The 17,422-nt window shown below is 55.9% G+C and carries 17 protein-coding genes and 1 pseudogene; 7 read left to right on the top strand and 11 right to left on the bottom strand.

Annotated features, from left to right (window positions below):
* Positions 1-66 precede the first annotated feature (66 nt).
* On the bottom strand, positions 67-522 hold the full coding sequence (locus tag GRI58_RS11480) for a host attachment family protein (RefSeq protein WP_160753741.1): 456 nt from the start codon (positions 520-522) through the stop codon (positions 67-69).
* Between the two features lie 183 nt (positions 523-705).
* On the opposite strand from GRI58_RS11480, the gene GRI58_RS11475 reads away from it, so the two are divergent.
* Complete coding sequence (locus GRI58_RS11475) at positions 706-1,758, top strand: TIGR00341 family protein (RefSeq protein WP_160753740.1); 1,053 nt, start codon at positions 706-708, stop codon at positions 1,756-1,758.
* A 242-nt stretch (positions 1,759-2,000) separates the two neighbouring features.
* Here the strand turns inward: GRI58_RS11475 and GRI58_RS11470 are convergent.
* Together GRI58_RS11470 and GRI58_RS11465 are read right to left on the bottom strand one after the other, a co-directional pair.
* Positions 2,001-2,332 (bottom strand): annotated as a pseudogene (locus GRI58_RS11470) (transposase); the annotation flags it as partial.
* Between the two features lie 138 nt (positions 2,333-2,470).
* The gene (locus GRI58_RS11465) at positions 2,471-3,337 is read right to left on the bottom strand and encodes a LysR substrate-binding domain-containing protein (protein ID WP_160753738.1); all 867 of its coding nucleotides are present in this window, start codon (positions 3,335-3,337) and stop codon (positions 2,471-2,473) included.
* Between the two features lie 107 nt (positions 3,338-3,444).
* On the opposite strand from GRI58_RS11465, the gene GRI58_RS11460 reads away from it, so the two are divergent.
* The 4 genes from GRI58_RS11460 to GRI58_RS11445 all read left to right on the top strand — a co-directional run bounded on the left by GRI58_RS11460 (position 3,445) and on the right by GRI58_RS11445 (position 8,606).
* Complete coding sequence (locus GRI58_RS11460; RefSeq protein ID WP_160753737.1) at positions 3,445-4,791, top strand: proton-conducting transporter transmembrane domain-containing protein; 1,347 nt, start codon at positions 3,445-3,447, stop codon at positions 4,789-4,791.
* A gap of 21 nt (positions 4,792-4,812) precedes the next feature.
* Positions 4,813-7,344 (top strand): putative inorganic carbon transporter subunit DabA, encoded by a 2,532-nt coding sequence (locus GRI58_RS11455; RefSeq protein WP_160753736.1) that lies wholly within the window; start codon positions 4,813-4,815, stop codon positions 7,342-7,344.
* Positions 7,345-7,359: 15 nt separating this feature from the next.
* Positions 7,360-7,722: a P-II family nitrogen regulator gene (locus GRI58_RS11450; protein ID WP_160753735.1), complete on the top strand. Its 363-nt coding sequence runs from the start codon at positions 7,360-7,362 to the stop codon at positions 7,720-7,722.
* A gap of 212 nt (positions 7,723-7,934) precedes the next feature.
* Positions 7,935-8,606 (top strand): SOUL family heme-binding protein, encoded by a 672-nt coding sequence (locus GRI58_RS11445; protein WP_202386941.1) that lies wholly within the window; start codon positions 7,935-7,937, stop codon positions 8,604-8,606.
* A 128-nt stretch (positions 8,607-8,734) separates the two neighbouring features.
* Here GRI58_RS11445 and GRI58_RS11440 read toward each other — a convergent pair whose 3' ends face one another.
* Both GRI58_RS11440 and GRI58_RS11435 read right to left on the bottom strand, forming a co-directional pair.
* Complete coding sequence (locus tag GRI58_RS11440; protein ID WP_160753769.1) at positions 8,735-10,201, bottom strand: phytoene desaturase; 1,467 nt, start codon at positions 10,199-10,201, stop codon at positions 8,735-8,737.
* 349 nt (positions 10,202-10,550) lie between these two features.
* On the bottom strand, positions 10,551-11,129 hold the full coding sequence (locus GRI58_RS11435; protein ID WP_160753734.1) for a PAS domain-containing protein: 579 nt from the start codon (positions 11,127-11,129) through the stop codon (positions 10,551-10,553).
* Positions 11,130-11,279: 150 nt separating this feature from the next.
* Between GRI58_RS11435 and folE the strand changes: the two genes are divergently transcribed.
* Positions 11,280-11,885: a GTP cyclohydrolase I FolE gene (folE, locus tag GRI58_RS11430; RefSeq protein ID WP_419957043.1), complete on the top strand. Its 606-nt coding sequence runs from the start codon at positions 11,280-11,282 to the stop codon at positions 11,883-11,885.
* Here folE and GRI58_RS11425 read toward each other — a convergent pair.
* The 5 genes from GRI58_RS11425 to GRI58_RS11410 are packed head-to-tail and all read right to left on the bottom strand — an operon-like array spanning position 11,869 to position 14,823.
* Complete coding sequence (locus tag GRI58_RS11425; RefSeq protein WP_337190961.1) at positions 11,869-12,234, bottom strand: carbonic anhydrase; 366 nt, start codon at positions 12,232-12,234, stop codon at positions 11,869-11,871. The genes folE and GRI58_RS11425 overlap by 17 nt on opposite strands.
* Before the next feature lie 46 nt (positions 12,235-12,280).
* Positions 12,281-12,361, bottom strand: a complete 81-nt coding sequence (locus GRI58_RS15935; protein WP_419957042.1) for a twin-arginine translocation signal domain-containing protein — start codon at positions 12,359-12,361, stop codon at positions 12,281-12,283.
* A complete protein-coding gene (locus GRI58_RS11420; RefSeq protein ID WP_160753732.1) occupies positions 12,348-13,361 on the bottom strand; it encodes a calcium/sodium antiporter in 1,014 nt (337 codons plus the stop codon). The genes GRI58_RS15935 and GRI58_RS11420 overlap by 14 nt, the downstream gene beginning before the upstream one ends.
* Positions 13,358-14,554, bottom strand: coding sequence for a Na+/H+ antiporter NhaA (nhaA, locus tag GRI58_RS11415; RefSeq protein WP_160753731.1), 1,197 nt, complete (start codon positions 14,552-14,554; stop codon positions 13,358-13,360). The genes GRI58_RS11420 and nhaA overlap by 4 nt, the downstream gene beginning before the upstream one ends.
* Positions 14,555-14,613: 59 nt before the next feature.
* The gene (locus GRI58_RS11410; protein WP_160753730.1) at positions 14,614-14,823 is read right to left on the bottom strand and encodes an HP1242/YdcH family protein; all 210 of its coding nucleotides are present in this window, start codon (positions 14,821-14,823) and stop codon (positions 14,614-14,616) included.
* 101 nt (positions 14,824-14,924) lie between these two features.
* Here GRI58_RS11410 and GRI58_RS11405 point away from each other — a divergent pair, with 101 nt between their 5' ends.
* Positions 14,925-15,896, top strand: coding sequence for a hydrogen peroxide-inducible genes activator (locus GRI58_RS11405; protein ID WP_160753729.1), 972 nt, complete (start codon positions 14,925-14,927; stop codon positions 15,894-15,896).
* A 204-nt stretch (positions 15,897-16,100) separates the two neighbouring features.
* On the opposite strand, the gene GRI58_RS11400 is transcribed toward GRI58_RS11405, so the two are convergent.
* Entirely contained in the window at positions 16,101-17,387 is a 1,287-nt protein-coding gene (locus GRI58_RS11400; RefSeq protein ID WP_337190960.1) for a metallophosphoesterase family protein, read from the bottom strand.
* Positions 17,388-17,422 lie beyond the last annotated feature (35 nt).

Below are 17,422 nucleotides of genomic sequence, written 5' to 3'. Positions count from 1 at the left end.
AGCGGCAATATGATTCGCAGAAACCCGTGCCGGGCACTAGAGCAGCTCTCGGCGGAGGCGAGAGCTTCAAGCTGCTTCGTGCGCAGCAATCGTCTCAATCACATCATCCGTTGTATGGCCTGCAATATCCTTGTCGATTTCTGCAATCAAGCGTTCGGCCGTTTCACGGCCATAGTGCTTGCGCAGCTCACCAAGCGTTCTTGGCGCGGCGATGACAATGACAATGATTCCGGCATCGGGAGCGGTGATTGCCATTTTTTCAAGGGTGGCTGCTGCATGCTGTGCGAAACTATCTTCGGCTTGCTGATGCCAGTCGGTCTCGTCGTAACTGCTGCTTGAGGCGCCTATGCGAGAATGTGTGCGGCCGGGTGTGTCAGTGCCTTGCTCATGGGTGGCAGGATTGTCCTGTTGCTGGTGTGTGAGAGTTTCGAGGACGGCATATTTCCGATCCCCCTCGTTTCTGAACAGCAGCAGCCTGGTGCCATCAGCCACCACCACCAGGGTTCCGTGTGCAATCTTCATTTGCGTTCCCTCCAAGCTCAACTGAGCGGCTTTCTGTCTCTATGTCAGTCGGCACGATTGGGCGGGAGGGTAGCATAAAATCCAGATCAGTCTTTGAAATAAATCAAAGGAAATAAGTCTTGATGATCTGAATCCTCTTAAATGCTAATCTGATGCGGCACATGCATATACAGGAGTGTATAAATGGCTGCCAGATTCGTCCAGATATACCTTCCTGAAAATCAGATCGAAATTCTCGAAACGATTTTGCTTCGTCATACAAGGCGTTTCTGGCGTGAGACGGTGCCTGGTTCACAGGAAAAATACACGTGCCTTGTTCAGCAACGCTATACTGAGCGATTACTCGCTGATCTTGCAGATGCTTTTTCCAACATACCATCTTTCGCCGCATATGTCGCAAAACTTGAAGCTGTCATGCCGCCGGTAGAAGAAACCCCTGCGACAGAGTTGCGCCTTTGCGAAGACCTGTCACCCCCGACGCGGCTCGAACGGTTCTTTAGCCGCGATCGCCTTAGCACCGACGAACTTTACGACGACATCGCAGCAAGCCTGCATCTGCGCCCATCCTTCATGCTGACAGTCACCTTGTCGGCCATCATCGCTGGCCTCGGTATGCAAAGCGGGCAAGTTGCTGTTGTTATCGGCGCCATGATCATCGCTCCGCTGCTTGGTCCGACGATGGGACTGGCGCTGGCGGCCACGGTCGGCAATGGGCGGTTCGCCAAGCAGTCGGCTGCGACCTTGATTGTTGGCTGTGTCCTGGCGGTTCTGGCGGGTGTTGTGATTGGCATGACAGTGGCCATTGACCCGCTTGCCCCCGAACTGAAAAGCCGGACTCTCGTCCAGCCTTCAGACATTGCCCTTGCGCTGGCCTGTGGAGCTTCCGGCGTCCTTGCGTTCAGTCGCGGGGCGTCGCTCGCGCTGGTCGGGGTGATGATCGCAGTAGCTCTTGTCCCGCCTTTGACTGCGGCAGGCATCTATTCAGGTGCCGGATTTCCCGGGGCAGGGTTCAGCGCGCTGTTCCTGTTCGCGTTGAACCTCGTGTGCGTGAATGTAGCAGGCATCGTCATGTTTCTTGTCCAGGGTCTGCCGCCGAAAAGCTGGAGAATGACAAGTGGCGTGATTTTGGTGTGGGTGCTTTTGCTGGTTATGCTGGCTTCAATGATGGTTGGCCACATCTTCATCGGCCTTGGTTCCTGGGAAACGCTGACCGATTTTCCTGTTCCGCGCAATTGAAGTGCGTTGGCTTTGTCGCCGAGCCATTGGCTGCTTTTGCAGATCAAATCACCCCGGCCGAATGTGACGATCAAGCCCCTCGATTTGGAAGCTTGGTCATGACAGGCAGCAGCCACATTCATGTCCTCTGTGGATGGCTCCCGCGTTGCAAGTGGTGATTTGAGGGTTTGGCGTTTTGGTCGGGTACAGTCTTCTGTCCGGCCTGTTTGTGCGGTCGAACATTTGACCGCTGGCCATGATGGTACACCCAATGCCTCCTGCACATGATCGATGGCCAGCCGACGTCGTGAAGGGCTTAGTACTTTCCCTCGACGACCTCCTTCAGGATCAACGCATCCAGTGTTAGATCAGACACAGCCTTCCTTAGTCGCTGGTTCTCCTTCTCGAGATCCTTCAATCGCCTCGCCTGGCTGACCTTTAAGCCGCCATACTCGCGGCGCCAACGGTAGTAGCTCTGCTCCGAGATCCCAAGTGACCGGCTGATCGCGCCAACCTTCTCACCCTGCGACAACCGATCTTCGGCCTCTCGCAGCATCGTGATAATCTGTTTAGGCGTGTATCTCTTCCGTGCCATTCATCAGCTTCTTTCAAGCCGTAAAGACCCGAAATCCTAACTCTCAGCGTGGGCCACTTCTCGGGGGGCAGGTCATGGGCACTTGCTAGCTTCAAATTTGAAGTTTGAAAAAGACACCGAGCAAAAGTAAGGGTCTGCTTATCGGCTACGCTCAAGCGCAGCGACAATATGCTGACCAAGACGGTGTGCTGTGTCCGACAGTCCAGGTGCCTCAATGAGTGCCATCTCAGTGTCGTGAAGGGGCGGCAAATCGAGGTCACCCGTGATTGGAATAAGACTTTCCGGGACCATTTCCCGGGGAAGAACGGTAATTCCCAAACCTTCACTCACCGCTAAGAGGCTGCCTGAAAGGCTGGTCGAAGTATAGGATACACGCCAGCACCGCCCTATAGCATCAAGTGCATCAGTGGCGCGTTTACGATACACACATGGCTTAGGCGACACCACTAAAGGTACGGACTCCATATCTCTAACAGAGAGCTCATCGCGTGCCACCCACACCAGTGGTTCGCGCCAGACCCGAACCCCTTCAAGCGGCACAGAGGGCTCCCGCTTTACCAAAGCTAAGTCGAAATCACCGTCGTGGAATCTGTCGAGCAGGTTAAGGGTCAAGTCACAGGTCACTTCCAAATCGACCAAAGGATGCGAACGAGAAAAATCGGATAGGACCGATGGCAGATGCGCTGTTGCAAAATCCTCTGGCACGCCGATGCGAACGTTCCCGCTCATGTCCGGTTCGAACAATTGAGCTATCGTAGTATCGTTTAGCCTTAGCATCTGCCGCGCAGGGCCGAGCAGCCGCTTTCCCTCCTCGGTTAAGCTCATCGATCTTGGTGTTCGCTGTAGCACCGTGCGGCCAATTTGCTCCTCCAGTCGCTTGATTTGGAGGCTGACTGTCGATTGGGTCCGACCCAGCCTTTCGCCGGCACGAGTAAAGCTACCTGTGTCCGCTATAGTGACGAAGCAGCGCAGTAGGTCGAGATCGAGTGTGCGAGTGCTCGGCATTATCGGGTACTACCTCAAACATTTAATATGTCAATAGTTGATATTTTAGAAATTCGTTTCATAAATAATGAATCGTTTGCCATGCGCTGCTTCCGAAAGGAGTTGCGATGTTAGCTGGCACTGTTCCGAACCGACGGTTGAAAGTCTCCCATGTGGTGGTCGCCTTGCTCTGGGGCGGGCTATTCGCCCTGCCGTTCGGAGACATCTTGAATGTGAGCGGGCTGTCCCTTGCGCTTGCCGCTCTGACGTTGTTTGTCGGAGCGCTCACGGCGACCTTCTCCTGCCGATATATGCGCAGCGACCCGCATTCAGGCCACTTCTTCCTGACTTTGGGTTTGCTCGTCGTTTCGGTATTGGTGTTCGTCTTGTCCACCAACCTGCTGCTATTTGCACTTGGCTGGTGCGCCAGTGGCTGGCTGCTGGCAAAACTTGTTGGCCATGTCCGCAGCTGGCCTGAAGCACAGGCCGCCCGGCGACGGACATGCTTGTCCTTCCTCGTCGGTGACAGCGGGCTAGTTGCTGCGCTGATCATCTTGGCGCTGCACGCTAATTCTCTCGACCTTGCGACAGCGCTGGAACGAAGCATGGAGCTTTCGCCCAATATCCTGGCACTGGTGACTATGGCCTTGATCGCGTCTGCCGCCGCGCGCTGCGCCTTACCTCCATTCTCCGGTTGGTTGATGTCATCTATGACTGCGCCAACTCCAGTGTCAGCCTTGATGCATGCAGGCCTCGTCAACGCGGGAGGCTTCCTGTTATTGCGCTTTGCGCCGCTGTTCGAAGCCGCTCCGCTTTCTCGCTATACGGCGGTGACACTTGGCCTGATAGCTGCCGTTTGGGGCATCGGCGTGATGGTAGTGCGGTCCGATATCAAGGGATCCATCGCCGGTTCCACGATCGCCCAGATGGGCTTCATGATTATGAGTTGTGGCCTCGGGGCCTATTCTGCAGCGCTGTGGCACCTGGTAGCACATGGTCTGTTTAAGGCGTGGCTTTTCCTTGGCTCCGGCTCTGCGATCGGCATGACCAGCAATAAGCACTCCAACCTTATCAGCCATCGTTGCGCCGGCGTAATAGCGGGACTCGCAGTAGTCGGTGCCGGGCTTGCAGTTTTCTCAGGTCAAACCAACGGAGAGGTTATCCCACTGACACTCGGCATGGTGACCGCCGCTGCTACCTTAACAAGCATTGGAGGCATCAAAATTCTCAGAACGACCCGGTTATGGCTAGTAGCTCTCATCATTGTCCTAGTCTCATTCAATATCGGCGGCTTTATGCTTGCACGTGAGGCTATGGGGCACGACGGGCCGGATCTGCTCGGTCCATGGACGCTTCTCGCTCTTCTCTCTGCATTCCTAGCCAGTTGGCTATGGCAACGGGGCCGCTTCGTTGCGCGCAAGCCGCTCTCGTCAGGGCTTTACGTTCACCTGCTTAATTCTGGCGCCCTGCGCTGAGTATCGAAAGGAAACTTCGCCATGAACAAGTTGCACTCCACTGCATCCATGGACCGAATCCTCACTCGCTCGGAAGTCGCAGGACTGGTTGGTCTCGCCTCGCGCAGCGTGTCACCGCTGTGGCCGCTTGAGAGCGCTATCGCGGTCAACCCGCTGGCTGCTTTTGAGGACCTGCCATTCGCCGATGCTGTCAGCAAGGCAGCCAAGCAGTTTGGCGCACGAAAGAGCCTTCCCCTTCCTGCCTGGCGCCAGCTGATGGAGCGTGAGGAAATAGACTATGATACGCTGCGCGATGCAGCGATCCGGCATCTGGGCGGCATATATGATGCGCTGGCAACAATCGTACCTGGAGCCACCGCGCTGGACGTGCTGATGGTCCGCCTTATCGAAATCGAAACGCCAAAACAGCCGGAGACAGTCGACAGGTTGCCACTCGATGCCGCGTTCATCGCCAAGTGGTGCGCTGCATTCTTCGATCAGGGGCTGGCGGCCGTTCCGATGCCACATCGCGAACTCGGCCTGTATCGAGCTGTCCTTGCGATGGCGAGCAAAGATCGTGATTACAACCAACTTACAGGCGCTGCAGGAAAGAAATTGCTTCTGACAGTTCCGCGGGACCCGCTGGAAGCTATCGCCGAGGGACTTGCAGTGACCGATCAGAATAGAGGTGATCTCGAATATCTCAGAAGTCTCGTTGTGAGACTGCCAGGCTGGGCCGGACATATCCGTTGGCGGCGCGAACATGCCGAACAGGATTTTGCCAAGAACGCACCAGCTTCGATGGCCGATCTTCTCGCTCTGTGGTTCTTGATCGAGCGTGCCGGTAGCCTCTCACAAGTCAGTAAACCTGCAGCTGAGGTCGAAAACTTCCCCTCGCTCGCCCGCCATTTCAATTTCGATCCGGTAACGCTCAAGGATACACAGGCTAAGCGCTTCAATCAGATCGCGGCGATGACCGAAGATGAGCTTGGCGCAATCTTTATGCAGGCTGCAGAGTGGAGCTACGCCAATTCGTTGGTTCCCAAGCTCCAAAAAAGCGTTCTACACGGTCTTAATAAGATCGAGGCCGACGCGCAGCTGGTGTTTTGTATCGATGTTAGGTCCGAACCCTTCCGTCGGGCACTGGAAGCTGAGGGAAATTACCAGACCTTTGGCTATGCCGGATTCTTTGGCTTACCGATATCACTGAAGTCGTTCCAAGATGATCGTAGAAAGAAGCTATTACCGGTTCTGCTGACGCCGCAACACGAAGTACAGGAAGCGATAGTCCCCGGTAGAGAATCTCTGGCTCGCAAGCTTGTCAGAGCCAATGCGCGCGACGCGCGAGCAGGTCAGCTATTCAATGCCGCAAAGTTGGGCACGTCCACTACCTTTGCGACTGCAGAAGCAATGGGTCCGCTCGGCGCGATGGTCATGATCGCCCGCACCTTGTTGCCACAAGCAACGAAGCGCGCTTTATCGGGCTTTGGTCCTGACCAGAGCGAGATCATTGCGCCCGATGTCGGCAGCTGTTGTGGTGATAATGGCCACAGGCCCTTCACTCTAGAAGACAAGGTTGGATACGCTACTACCCTGTTCAAACTGACTGGCATGCCGAGTGAAACCGCCCGATTGGTGGTCCTGACGGGGCATGGCGGCAGGGCCGTCAACAATCCTTATGCATCTGCGCTCGATTGTGGTGCCTGTGGAGGGCATTCCGGTGGCTCCAACGCTCGCATCCTCGCGGCTATCCTCAACGATCATGAGGTTCGCGATGCTCTTGCGGCAACAGGCATTGTACTTCCAGAAACAACGTGGTTCCTCGCCGCTGAACACAATACCACTACTGACGAAGTCATTATCTTCGATCGCCAATCGATTCCTACGAGCCACCAGCCCGATCTTGAAAAGTTGACCAATAGCTTAGCGCGCGCAGGCGCATCAAATAGGACGCGTAGAGCAGAAAAGCTCGGCCGGTCGGCTGACGATTTGATGAAGGGGGCGGAGCACTGGGCCGAGATTCGACCCGAATGGGGACTAGCCGGCAATGCTGCGTTTATTGTCAGTTCGCGAGATGTAACGCGCGAGATTGACCTCGACGGCAGAGCATTCCTTCACAGCTACGATTGGAAAGCGGATAAGGATGGGACTGCTTTGACCACTATCCTCACAGCCCCGATGATCGTCGCGCAATGGATAAATTGTCAGTATCTGTTTTCGACCATCGACAACACACGCTACGGCTCCGGAGACAAGACTACGCACAATGTGGTCGGAGGCGTAGGAGTGCTCCAGGGCAACCGCGGCGACCTTCAGATTGGACTGCCGCGTCAATCGCTATTTGCCGACGACGGCGCGCCATACCATGTCCCGCGGCGCCTGCTGACAATAGTCGTGGCGCCGCCCAAACGGGTTAAGGCAATCGTCGAAAGCAATGAAGTGCTGACTCGCCTGTTCGAAAACGCCTGGGTCCAACTAATCGTAATTGATCCTGAAACCGGAAAGGCGCGCCGGTGGAGCCCGCGCGGGGTGCCTTCACAGGAAGGTAGCAGCCCGTTTTCCATCACCGCATAATCTGGAGAGCAATACATGAAAAATGACACCAATTCTGAGCTACAACTGCATCGACGCCGCAAGATTGAAGTGGTGGTACATGCCGAGGATCGTGAGCTAGTTGAAGACATCTTGAGGGCTGCCGGTATCGCTGGCTGGAGCATTATCCGCGATGTGTCTGGTATGGGCCACAGCGGTTTCCACGAAGGCAAGTCTATCTTCAATGATAAGACCGGATTAGTGATGTTTTTAGGTGTTGGAAGCAACAAAGCTATAAACGAAGCTGCAGTAGGGCTTTCACATCTATTTGAACAGAATGCTGGAGTAACCTTCTTGTCGGATGTGGAGGTAATCCGTTCTGACTATTTTTCATCGCGAGACACTGATGAGATTGTCTGACTTTTAATTGAATTTTTTGGCTAAATATTGCTCGACTGACCAGCTTGCGGTCACATTTTGACTAAGCGCCAAATCTCTGATTACAGCCATGAAGGGCCTATCATACAGTGAATGGTAATCATTTATCGGTGTCGGTATTTAGTTCAACGCGCCCCCGTAGGCGTGTGTGGAACAATTGATTCAAGTACAAGTTGTTCAATGGTCAGTCCTATATGTCAGCCTCCAACCTCTCACTTTCAAGAAAGCTCACGAAGATGCGGAAAAAGTTAGTCCTTCTGACTGGAGCCAGCTTGGCCGGGTTGGCAGCAATTTCTTGGAGCATTTTAGGTAGCGATGTCGAAACACCCGATTATGAGTTGATCAGCAAGACGGGCAACATCGAAGTTCGCAGCTACGCGCCGATGATCGTGGCAGAGACAACCGTTGAAGGGGATCGCGAAGAAGCAATACAACGCGGATTTCGTATCATTGCTGATTACATCTTCGGAAGTAACAGATCTTCAGAGAAAGTTGCGATGACCGCACCTGTCACGCAGCAGTCGAGTCATTCGATTGCGATGACTGCGCCCGTTACTCAGCAGGCTGAGGGAAACTTGTGGAAAGTGCGATTTGTGATGCCTTCCAAATATAGAATGGAGTCTCTGCCCCAACCCGTTAATTCTCAAGTCGTGCTTGTCCAAGTTCCGGAAAAGCGCTTTGCTGCAATCCGCTTCTCAGGGTTGGCCGGGAAAACTTCTCTAAAAAATCACGAGGCAGAGTTAAGGCAATTCATATCCGAAAACGGGCTGGAATCTGCAAACTCACCTGAGTACGCTTTCTACAATCCGCCTTGGACATTGCCATTCATGCGTCGCAATGAAATCTTGGTTGAACTTGCAAGTTAAGGCGGCTTTGAACGTTGCTGATACAGATCTCGGATTGCTCAAGCTAACTTACACCAGATAGCGTTCAGCAATCTCAAGGCCATTCACCGACTGATCGCCAAATGCGGTTATGGGATGGTGTTACTGGATCAAAGGATCAGACTGGCCGTTGCCTTAGCACTTGCAATTACACCGGGAATGCCTGCACCCGGATGGGTTCCGGCACCGACAAAGTAGAGATTGGAAAAATAATCATCGCGATTGTGTGCTCTGAACCAAGCACTTTGGGTCAGAACTGGCTCGAGGCTGAAGGCGCTACCCAAGTGAGCTCCCAGGTCCTGGGCAAAATCGCTCGGCGTGTAATGAAAACATACGTCCAATTGCTTGTGGAGGTCGGGGATCAGAACATTCTGAATCCGCTTCAGGACAATGTCACGGTAGCGCGGTCCCTCAATCTTCCAATCCACCGGCGCGCGGCCCAAGTGTGGAACAGGCGCGAGAGCATAGAAAGCGGACTTACCGGAGGGCGCCATTTCAGGATCGGTTGCACTGGGATGGTGCAGGTAAAGCGACGGGTCTTCGGGAAGATGGCCGTGCCGGTAGATGTCGTCTAGAAGCGGCTTATAGCGATCAGAAAACAGGATTGTGTGGTGTGCGATTTCAGGGAAGTAGCCATTTAATCCGAAGTGGACGACGAACAGGCTGGGCGAGAACCGCTTGCGACGCAGCGACCTTACCTTGCGGCGTGCATAGTCAGATCCCGCAATGAGGGAATAGCTTTGTACAAGATCACCATTGGTTGCCACAATATCAGCGGTCCATGCCTTACCGGCAGATGTAACTACACCAGTTATGCACCGACCGGCATGCTCTAGTCGAACAACCGGCTCGGCTAGTATTAGGGTACCGCCAAGCCTTTCGAAGAGCGCGACCATCCCATTTACCAGCGAATTCGTCCCTCCCCTCGCAAACCATACGCCACCAGTTTTTTCAAGTTGGTGGATGAGAGCATATACACTGCTGGTCTTCATCGGATTGCCTCCGACGAGCAAAGTATGAAATGACAGCACCTGACGCAGTTTCTCGTTCCGCACGAAGCTAGAGACTATCGAATAAACTGAACGCCAAGCTTGGTGCCGCACGAGTGCCGGCGCTGCCTTAAGCATCGACCCGAAGTTGAGGAACGGAACTGATCCCAGCTTTACGTAGCCCGTCTCATAAACGGCCTTCGAAAATTCAAGAAAACGGGCATAACCTTCAACATCGCTCGGATCGAGTCGGGCTATTTCCAAGTTCAGTAGAGCCGCTACGTTCGAATAGTCAAAGTCCGTTCCATCATTCCAAACCAAACGGTAGAAGGGATTGACCGGGAGCAGTTCAACATCGTTCGCCATGCTGCTGCCGGACAACATCCATAGTTCCTCGAGGGATTGGGGGTCGGTAATGACCGTGGGACCGGCGTCGAATATATATCCGTCCCCCTTCCATGCGTAGGCCCGACCGCCGGGCTTGTCGCGAGCTTCGACGATCGTTGTAGCTATTCCGGCACTTTGGAGCCGAATAGCCAATGCAAGACCGCCAAATCCGGATCCGATGACGATAGCAGTTTTGGGCATGCTCATGACGTCGATTTATCCTTGGCAAAATCAGATGCAATCTGTCCCAAGGGACGCATTTCCGCGCTGAGCAAGAAGCGTTATACACACAGTATCAGAGGGCTTCTCTCATGATCGATCATGCCCTTCGGATCGGGGACGACGTGCTGTAGTCAATCGGCGATAGGAAAGGCGGTCCGGAAAGAAAAGCAGTCTCTACGACGGAGTGCCGACTCAGTACTCGAGATGGAGTCCACTAGAGAAGGAAACTAGCACAAGTTTGCCAGCATGCGCTCGGTCGTTCCGCGCAAGCAACTCATCCTTGAGTTATTCAGCCAAATTTGCTGTCAATCGGACAAATTGAGTATCATCAAAGACCTGCCTCTACGGCGATTCTGATCGCCTCAGCCACGGTTCGTACATCAAGAGACTTCAGCAGAGCGGCCCGGTGCATCTTTATCGTGCGTTCAGTCAGGCCTAGCTCGTGGGCGATCTGCTTGTTCAGCTGCCCCTTGACCAGAAATTCTATGATTTGTCTCTGGCGGTTGCTTAGACTGCCGATCTTGCTTCGTGCCTTCTGCCGTCGGATTTCTTGCCCATCGTCGATCGCGATTTGCGATCCCAGAAAGTACTGTAAGCTTCCATCGTCATCAAACAGCGGCGCTATCATCACGGCATTACGAAATTTGCTGCCATCCTTTCGATAGTTGACCAATTCTACCATCGCTGGACGCCGCTCCTGGATCGCTTGGCGGAGCAATTCAGTCTTTTGGGGTTCGGTCTTTTCGCCGCGCAGGAAACGACAATTGCGGCCGATTACTTCAGCGTGTTCAAATCCAGTCAGCCAAATGAAGGCCTCGTTGCAAGCAACAATTGGATTATCTGGTAGTCGCGGGTCGCTGACCACTGCGGCAACGGCACTTTTTGAAATCAAGATTTTCGGCGACATCAGGCCTTCCGCATCCGTTTTCCTGCCCCAAGGGCCATATCGCAGAAAGCGATTGTCAAGCCTACCTAAATGTCAAGCGGTCGTCTGCCCTCTGAGCCACCGCCAAACGAACAGCGACCTATCAGCAGCAAAGAGATTCTCATGAACTTCATGCACAAGCTTCCGGATCCTGACCAAATTAAGGAAAAAATGAGCGTTCCGGACGAGGTTCAGGAAGCCGTACGTGTGTTGCTGCGGTGGTCGGGCGACGATCCTGATCGGGAGGGCTTAGTGGACACTCCGTCCCGCGTCGGCAGGGCTTGGAAAGAATATTGTTCCGGATATGAAGAAGATCCCGCGACCCACCTTCAGTGTACTTTCGAGGAGGTTGAAGGTTACGATGAGGTAGTATTGCTGCGAGACATTCCATTCCACTCGCACTGTGAACATCACCTCGCACCTATCGTTGGTAGAGCGTCGATCGCGTATCTGCCAACTGATCGGGTCGCGGGTATTTCCAAGTTAGCGCGCGTCTTGCAAGGATTTGCCCATCGCTTGCAGATCCAAGAGCGCCTGACATCCCAGGTAGCTCACTGCATTTGGGAAAATCTCAATCCGCAAGGCGTCGCTGTTGTTGTCAAGGCGCAGCATGGTTGCATGACCGGTCGCGGGGTGCGGACGCACGGAGTCGACATGGTGACGAGCAAGATGCTTGGTTGTTTCCGCGACGACCCGGCAAGCCGCAAGGAAGTCCTAGCGCTCATGGGCCGCGCCTAAGCTGACAGCAAATATAGATGATCGTTGGCGTTATTGGGTCGGGACTTGCCGGGCCGTTTTGCGCCGCAAAGCTTGAAACATATGGAATTGCCAGCGTCATCTTCGGCAAGGGCATGCGTACAATAATGCCGGGGAATGTCGCATTGTCGTCCACCACAGCCTTGATGGCTTTCACGGCGCCGCAAGCTTCGTGCCCCATCACTACGACCAGAGGCACGCCTAGTTGGGCGCCAGCGTATTCGATGGGGCCGAGGTCCACCGTGTTACCCGCATGGCGGATGATGAAAAGCTCTCCAAGGCCACGGCCGAACAGAAATTCCGGCGATACGCGACTGTCCGAGCAGGTCACATAAGCCGCGAACGGCGCTTGCCCCTGTGCGATCTCCAGTCGGCGCTTACGCAGCAGCGGCTCCGGTGCCGACAGTCATTGCTCCACCTACGACTGCGGCACCGGCTAGAATGTTACGGCGAGACATCATGGTATTCTCCTTCATATCCGGCATTGGAAATCAAATAGGAAAAATAGGCGCAATAGGTGAACAGCAGCGCTATCGCATAAAGACGAGGCACACCGCGAAAGAGAGCGAGCGCAAGGATTGCGACGGCGGTCAACAGCACCAAACTGATATCCAGCGGCAGCAGGTTGCTAGGAATAGCCCCGGGCGAGAGCAGCATGGTCGCACCGCCAATGCCCAGAATGTTGTAGATATTCGAGCCCACGACGTTGCCGAATGCAACTCCGGATTCGCCCTTGCGAGCGGCGATCACGGAAGTGACCAATTCCGGCAGAGAGGTGCCAATGGCTACTATAGTCAGGCCGATCAGCGTCTCGGTGAGACCGGCAAGGCGGGCCAGATCGATCGCGCCGGAGACGAGCAACCTGCCGCCGCCCACAAGGACGGCAAGGCCCACCAAGGTGAACAGGACCGGTTTGGTCCACCCTACCACAGCAGGATGCAACCAAGTATCCGCCATTTCGAGCGCCTGCGCCCGGTTGTAGGGCGCGTTGTGAACGATGGCGGGCTCAGCCAATCTTTCTTCGCGGTAACACCAAGCGATATAGCCGAAGAGGCCGGCAACAAGTGCCGCGCCGATCAACACACTGCCCGTTCCGGATACCGCAAGCAGCAGCAGTGTCACGCTCGCACCTAATGCGACGCCCGGATCGCGCCAGCGGTTCTTGGATGTTATCGCCAACGGCGCGACCAGCGCGGCGGCGCCGAGGATGAGCAGGCTGTTGGCGATGTTCGAGCCTAAGACGTTGCCCCAGGCAATGGCCGGGGATCCAGCCATCGCGGCGTCGACGCTGGTGACCAGTTCTGGCATGGAGGTGCCGAAGCCGACGATGGCGAGGCCAATGACCAGAGGGCTGACCCCCGCTTTTTCGGCGAGACCGACCGCTCCTCGGACTAGCAGCTCGCCGCCCACGACCAACAAGACGAGACCGGCAGCGACGAGGGCGATAGCCGTAATCATGCGCCGTGCGCTTCTTCGTTGTTCCGCGATGCCATTCGCAGGACGAACACGCCTGTAAGCGCAGCGACAAGCGAACCGCTAAGCACGCCCAGCTTGACTGCCGCGATGCTGCCGGGATCGGCAAAGGCGAGGTTGCCGATAAACAAGCTCATGGTGAAGCCGATACCGGCAAGGCACGACAGGCCAAAGATATGCCGCTTGGCTATTCCCGGTGGCAGGCTGGCCAAGCCGGTCCGCACCGCCAGCCAGCACGCGCCGAAGATTCCGATCTGCTTGCCCACGACCAGCCCCGCCGCGATACCGAGCGAAATTGGAGCAAGAAGCGCGTCCAGCCCGGCGCCAGCAATGGAAACTCCCGCATTTGCGAAGGCGAAGACGGGCAGGATCAGGAAGGCGATCCAGGGATGAAGCGCGTGCTCCAGCCGCTCCAGAGGACGTTCGTCACCCGCCGCGATGGGCACGAACATGGCCGTGACAACACCGGCCAAGGTCGCGTGAACGCCCGACTTGAGCACGCAGATCCACAGGAAAGCGCCGAGCAGGAAGTAGGGGATCGTCCTGGCGACCTTAGCGCGGTTGAGCAGAAGCATCCCTGCCGCCGGCACCAGCGCCAGAACAAGGGCGCCGACATCCATGTTCTCGGTATAGAACAGCGCGATGATCGCAATTGCGCCAATATCGTCGATGATCGCGATGGCGAGCAGCAAGGCTTTCAAAGCAACCGGCACGCAGCTTCCCAATAATGCCAGAAGACCAAGCGCAAAGGCAATGTCGGTCGCGGCCGGGATCGCCCAGCCACGGATGTTCTGAGGTGATCCCGCATTTATGGCTATGTAGACGAGCGCTGGCACAATCATTCCGCCGAGCGCAGCGAAGACCGGCAGCGACGCCTGTTTCCAGCTGCGCAGCTGGCCGGTCACGATCTCGCGCTTCACCTCCAGCCCGATCAGGAAGAAGAACAGGGCCATCAGCCCGTCGTTGATCCACAATAGCAAGGGCTTGTCGATGGCGACGAGATCGCCTGCACCGAACAGAACCGGCGTGGCCAGCAGATTCTGGTAAGTCGGAAACAGTGGTGAATTGGCGATAACCAATGCCAAGGCGGCAGCGATCATCAGAATGATGCCGCCGGCACTTTCACTGGCGATGAAATCGCGCAGCCGCTCTACGGAAGTGGGATTGGTATTTTTCATGACAGGGAGGGCGGCGACCGGCGCAGTCTTGGGGAAGGTTACCGGGTCGCCGCGCCGGATCAGCCAACCAGGCCGCGCCCGTAATAATGGCGTTGCAGCGCAGCAATCTTGTCCTTGAGCCCGATACGGACGCGCTTCATCGCCTTGACCTGTTCGCTGGCGCCGAGCGCCTTGGTTGTGTCGATCATGCGGTTAAGCGCGCGATGCTCCCGCATAAGTTTGCACAAATAGGGTTTCATGATCTTCTCGTCGGGGGACTTGTGGGTCATAGCACTCTCCATCGTTTGACGAGAACAATCTAAGAGTGCTTTCTGTGATTATCCAATTCGAAATATTGGAACGTCGCGATAAGTTTTGCTAATTGCTCTGAATGCCTACTCTCAAGCAGATCTCGATTTTCGCCAAGCTCGCCGCAACTCGGAATATGGGCGAGGCGGCAAGAACCCTTGGACTGAGCCAACCCGCTCTAAGCCAGCAATTGATGGCGCTCGAAACCGAGCTGGGGGTAAGGCTGTTCGAACGCGTTCCTAAGGGGATGCAGCTCACCCCGGGCGGCCGTAAGATGCTTCCTGCAGCCCTTACCGTCCTAAGCGCGGCACGCGAGTTCGGCGACGTTGCCGATCATGTAGCACGAAGGTTTTCCGGCTCGATCCGGTTCGGGGTGACGCCGACTCTCGGGCCATACCTCATGCCTGCGGTCATCAAGCGGCTTCACCAACGCTACCCCGGAATGCGGCTGTTCATTCGGGAGGGTATTCCGGAATTGCAGCAGGCCGAACTTGCGGCCGGACAACTCGACATGGTGCTCTCGCCCCTACCGATCGAGGGGCGCGGCTTGCATATCGAACCCCTCTTTCGCGAGCCGCTGCATATTATCGCGCCGCCGGACGATCCGCTCCTGACCGGCGATCGGAACAGTCAGACGGATTTCGCAGGCCGGACCTTCCTGACTCTCGACCATCGGCATCACTACCATCGACAACTCGAGAACACCTGCCGAAACCTCGGCGCCACGATCCTGTCCGATTACGAGGGCACGAGCCTCGATGCTCTGCAGCAGATGGTCGGGTCGGGTGTGGGACTTGCAATCCTTCCCGAACTTTACATCAGGTCCGGCGCAGGCGGACTTGATATGGTGGTGGTCACCAACCCGCCAGGGTGGACTGAATTTCGCAGCATCGGCGCCACGTGGCGATCGAGTGCCGCCTTTGCCGATCTTTACCGGGAGATTGCGAAGGTCATCGCAGCGGAAGCGCGGCTGAAGATGAACGATGTTCGGGAACCAACATCGCTAGCTGCTTCACTATCTGGAGATGCGGAGAGCAGCAGCCATGACCGGTAGGAATGGCTGCCATTCAGGATCAAAATTCCGAACTTCCTGCCAAGAGGAACTCATCAGCTTTTGCTACGCCGACACTCTGCTGATCTAGGACTCATCGTGGCGCAACAAATCACCTTCGACATTGCGGCCCGGAGCGCAACAGCGGCACGCAGTTCGTCCTGATCATCGCAAGCCGCAGTATCCTATGCTGATCAGCTAATATGCTCAATGGGCCGAGCATCTCGATGCCCGACCGCTAATATAGCAAACTTTCAAAACGCTGCCGTCAATCGCGTTCACTTTTGCTTTCCATGAGAGCTTGCCGATGCGTTCCAATGTCATGTAACCGAACTTGTCGACGATCGATGAGAACTGCCGAACTGATGCATCGGGGGCTGGCGTGACACCGGGCGGAAGCTGCTTTGGCAGCGGTACGATATCCTCCTGTGTGCCGGAAAAACCGGCAACGAATTGGCTCGGTTGCCGACCAGCGAAATCGACTTGTTCCCAGACGTGGATATGACCGGATAGCAATGTGTCCACCCCTTTGGGCAGTATGTGCGGATCGAGCGCGGAAAACACCGATTGCAGGGCCTGGTTGCCCGGATACAGCTTTATTGCATCATGCTTGCGTTCGGCGGCCACACCAAAAATCGGGTAGTGATCTGCTGCAAATGTAAAGCGTGCCTGCTCGGTGAAGTACTTCAGCGCAACCGAGGTCTGTTTGTACTGCTCGAAGCGCGGATCACTTGGTGCGATCGGTTCTTCGCCTGCGTGCGACAAATCCATCACAACGACTTGTGCGCCTTTGCCGAGCGGGACTGCGTAAGGTTGGCTGTAATCACCTGTCACGTCATTGGCAGGGTCGTTGCAATCACGCCCCGGCTCGAGTGCGCGCGGGTCGAGGAAACGCCACCAGCCTTGCCCGGCGCGCACGCAATTCTCGTGATTGCCACGCACCATTACCCACGGGGCTGCCTCCAGCAACTTGCGCGCAGGAGTAAAAAAATCGGCGTCCCAGGCGTCCCAGCCATAGCCCCACGGCGAACCCGCACAGCCTGACTGTCCGGCAGGACAGGGGTTTTCGCGATAGAGGTAATCGCCAACATGGATCACCAGATCAGGCTTCCACGCCGCAGCACGGGCGGCGATGCGTGCAAAGGGATAGGCGGCAGGATCATTGCAGGCCTGCCAGGCATCGTCCGCCGCTTTCAGCCGACATCCCGTATCGCCGATCACCACTATCCTGTTGGCGTTGACCTTTGGAAGGGCAAGCCTATGTCTGCCGACCGTCGCCGAGCGGACTTTCGCGGGAATACGCGCTTCGCAGGTCAGCACCGGAAAGCGCGAGGGTTTAGAAAGATCGGCTGGCGAGGCGGTCGGTCGCTTCGGCTCGATCGCCGGTCCAGCGCGCACTGCCATGTCATGTGTTTTGCCATCAAGGTTGAGGGAAGGACATTGATCTGCCTCGGTGACCGCCCGCGCCTCGATTGCTCCGTCTGGTCCCAGCACGGTCCATGCAGCCTCAATTCGATCGTGTCGCGACG

Origin of the sequence: Qipengyuania algicida, from assembly GCF_009828025.1 — a bacterium.
Lineage (GTDB): Bacteria > Pseudomonadota > Alphaproteobacteria > Sphingomonadales > Sphingomonadaceae > Qipengyuania > Qipengyuania algicida.
Note: the sequence above shows the minus strand (reverse complement) of the source record. Positions and strands in the feature narration are given on the sequence as shown.

Bases quoted from the DNA above. Each gene is read 5' to 3' on its own strand.
- GRI58_RS11480 (WP_160753741.1), bottom strand. From the start codon at position 522: ATGAAGATTGCACACGGAACCCTGGTGGTGGTGGCTGATGGCACCAGG.
- GRI58_RS11475 (WP_160753740.1), top strand. From the start codon at position 706: ATGGCTGCCAGATTCGTCCAGATATACCTTCCTGAAAATCAGATCGAA.
- GRI58_RS11465 (WP_160753738.1), bottom strand. From the start codon at position 3,337: ATGCCGAGCACTCGCACACTCGATCTCGACCTACTGCGCTGCTTCGTC.
- GRI58_RS11460 (WP_160753737.1), top strand. From the start codon at position 3,445: ATGTTAGCTGGCACTGTTCCGAACCGACGGTTGAAAGTCTCCCATGTG.
- GRI58_RS11455 (WP_160753736.1), top strand. From the start codon at position 4,813: ATGAACAAGTTGCACTCCACTGCATCCATGGACCGAATCCTCACTCGC.
- GRI58_RS11450 (WP_160753735.1), top strand. From the start codon at position 7,360: ATGAAAAATGACACCAATTCTGAGCTACAACTGCATCGACGCCGCAAG.
- GRI58_RS11445 (WP_202386941.1), top strand. From the start codon at position 7,935: ATGTCAGCCTCCAACCTCTCACTTTCAAGAAAGCTCACGAAGATGCGG.
- GRI58_RS11440 (WP_160753769.1), bottom strand. From the start codon at position 10,201: ATGCCCAAAACTGCTATCGTCATCGGATCCGGATTTGGCGGTCTTGCA.
- GRI58_RS11435 (WP_160753734.1), bottom strand. From the start codon at position 11,129: ATGTCGCCGAAAATCTTGATTTCAAAAAGTGCCGTTGCCGCAGTGGTC.
- folE (WP_419957043.1), top strand. From the start codon at position 11,280: ATGCACAAGCTTCCGGATCCTGACCAAATTAAGGAAAAAATGAGCGTT.
- GRI58_RS15935 (WP_419957042.1), bottom strand. From the start codon at position 12,361: ATGTCTCGCCGTAACATTCTAGCCGGTGCCGCAGTCGTAGGTGGAGCA.
- GRI58_RS11420 (WP_160753732.1), bottom strand. From the start codon at position 13,361: ATGATTACGGCTATCGCCCTCGTCGCTGCCGGTCTCGTCTTGTTGGTC.
- nhaA (WP_160753731.1), bottom strand. From the start codon at position 14,554: ATGAAAAATACCAATCCCACTTCCGTAGAGCGGCTGCGCGATTTCATC.
- GRI58_RS11410 (WP_160753730.1), bottom strand. From the start codon at position 14,823: ATGACCCACAAGTCCCCCGACGAGAAGATCATGAAACCCTATTTGTGC.
- GRI58_RS11405 (WP_160753729.1), top strand. From the start codon at position 14,925: ATGCCTACTCTCAAGCAGATCTCGATTTTCGCCAAGCTCGCCGCAACT.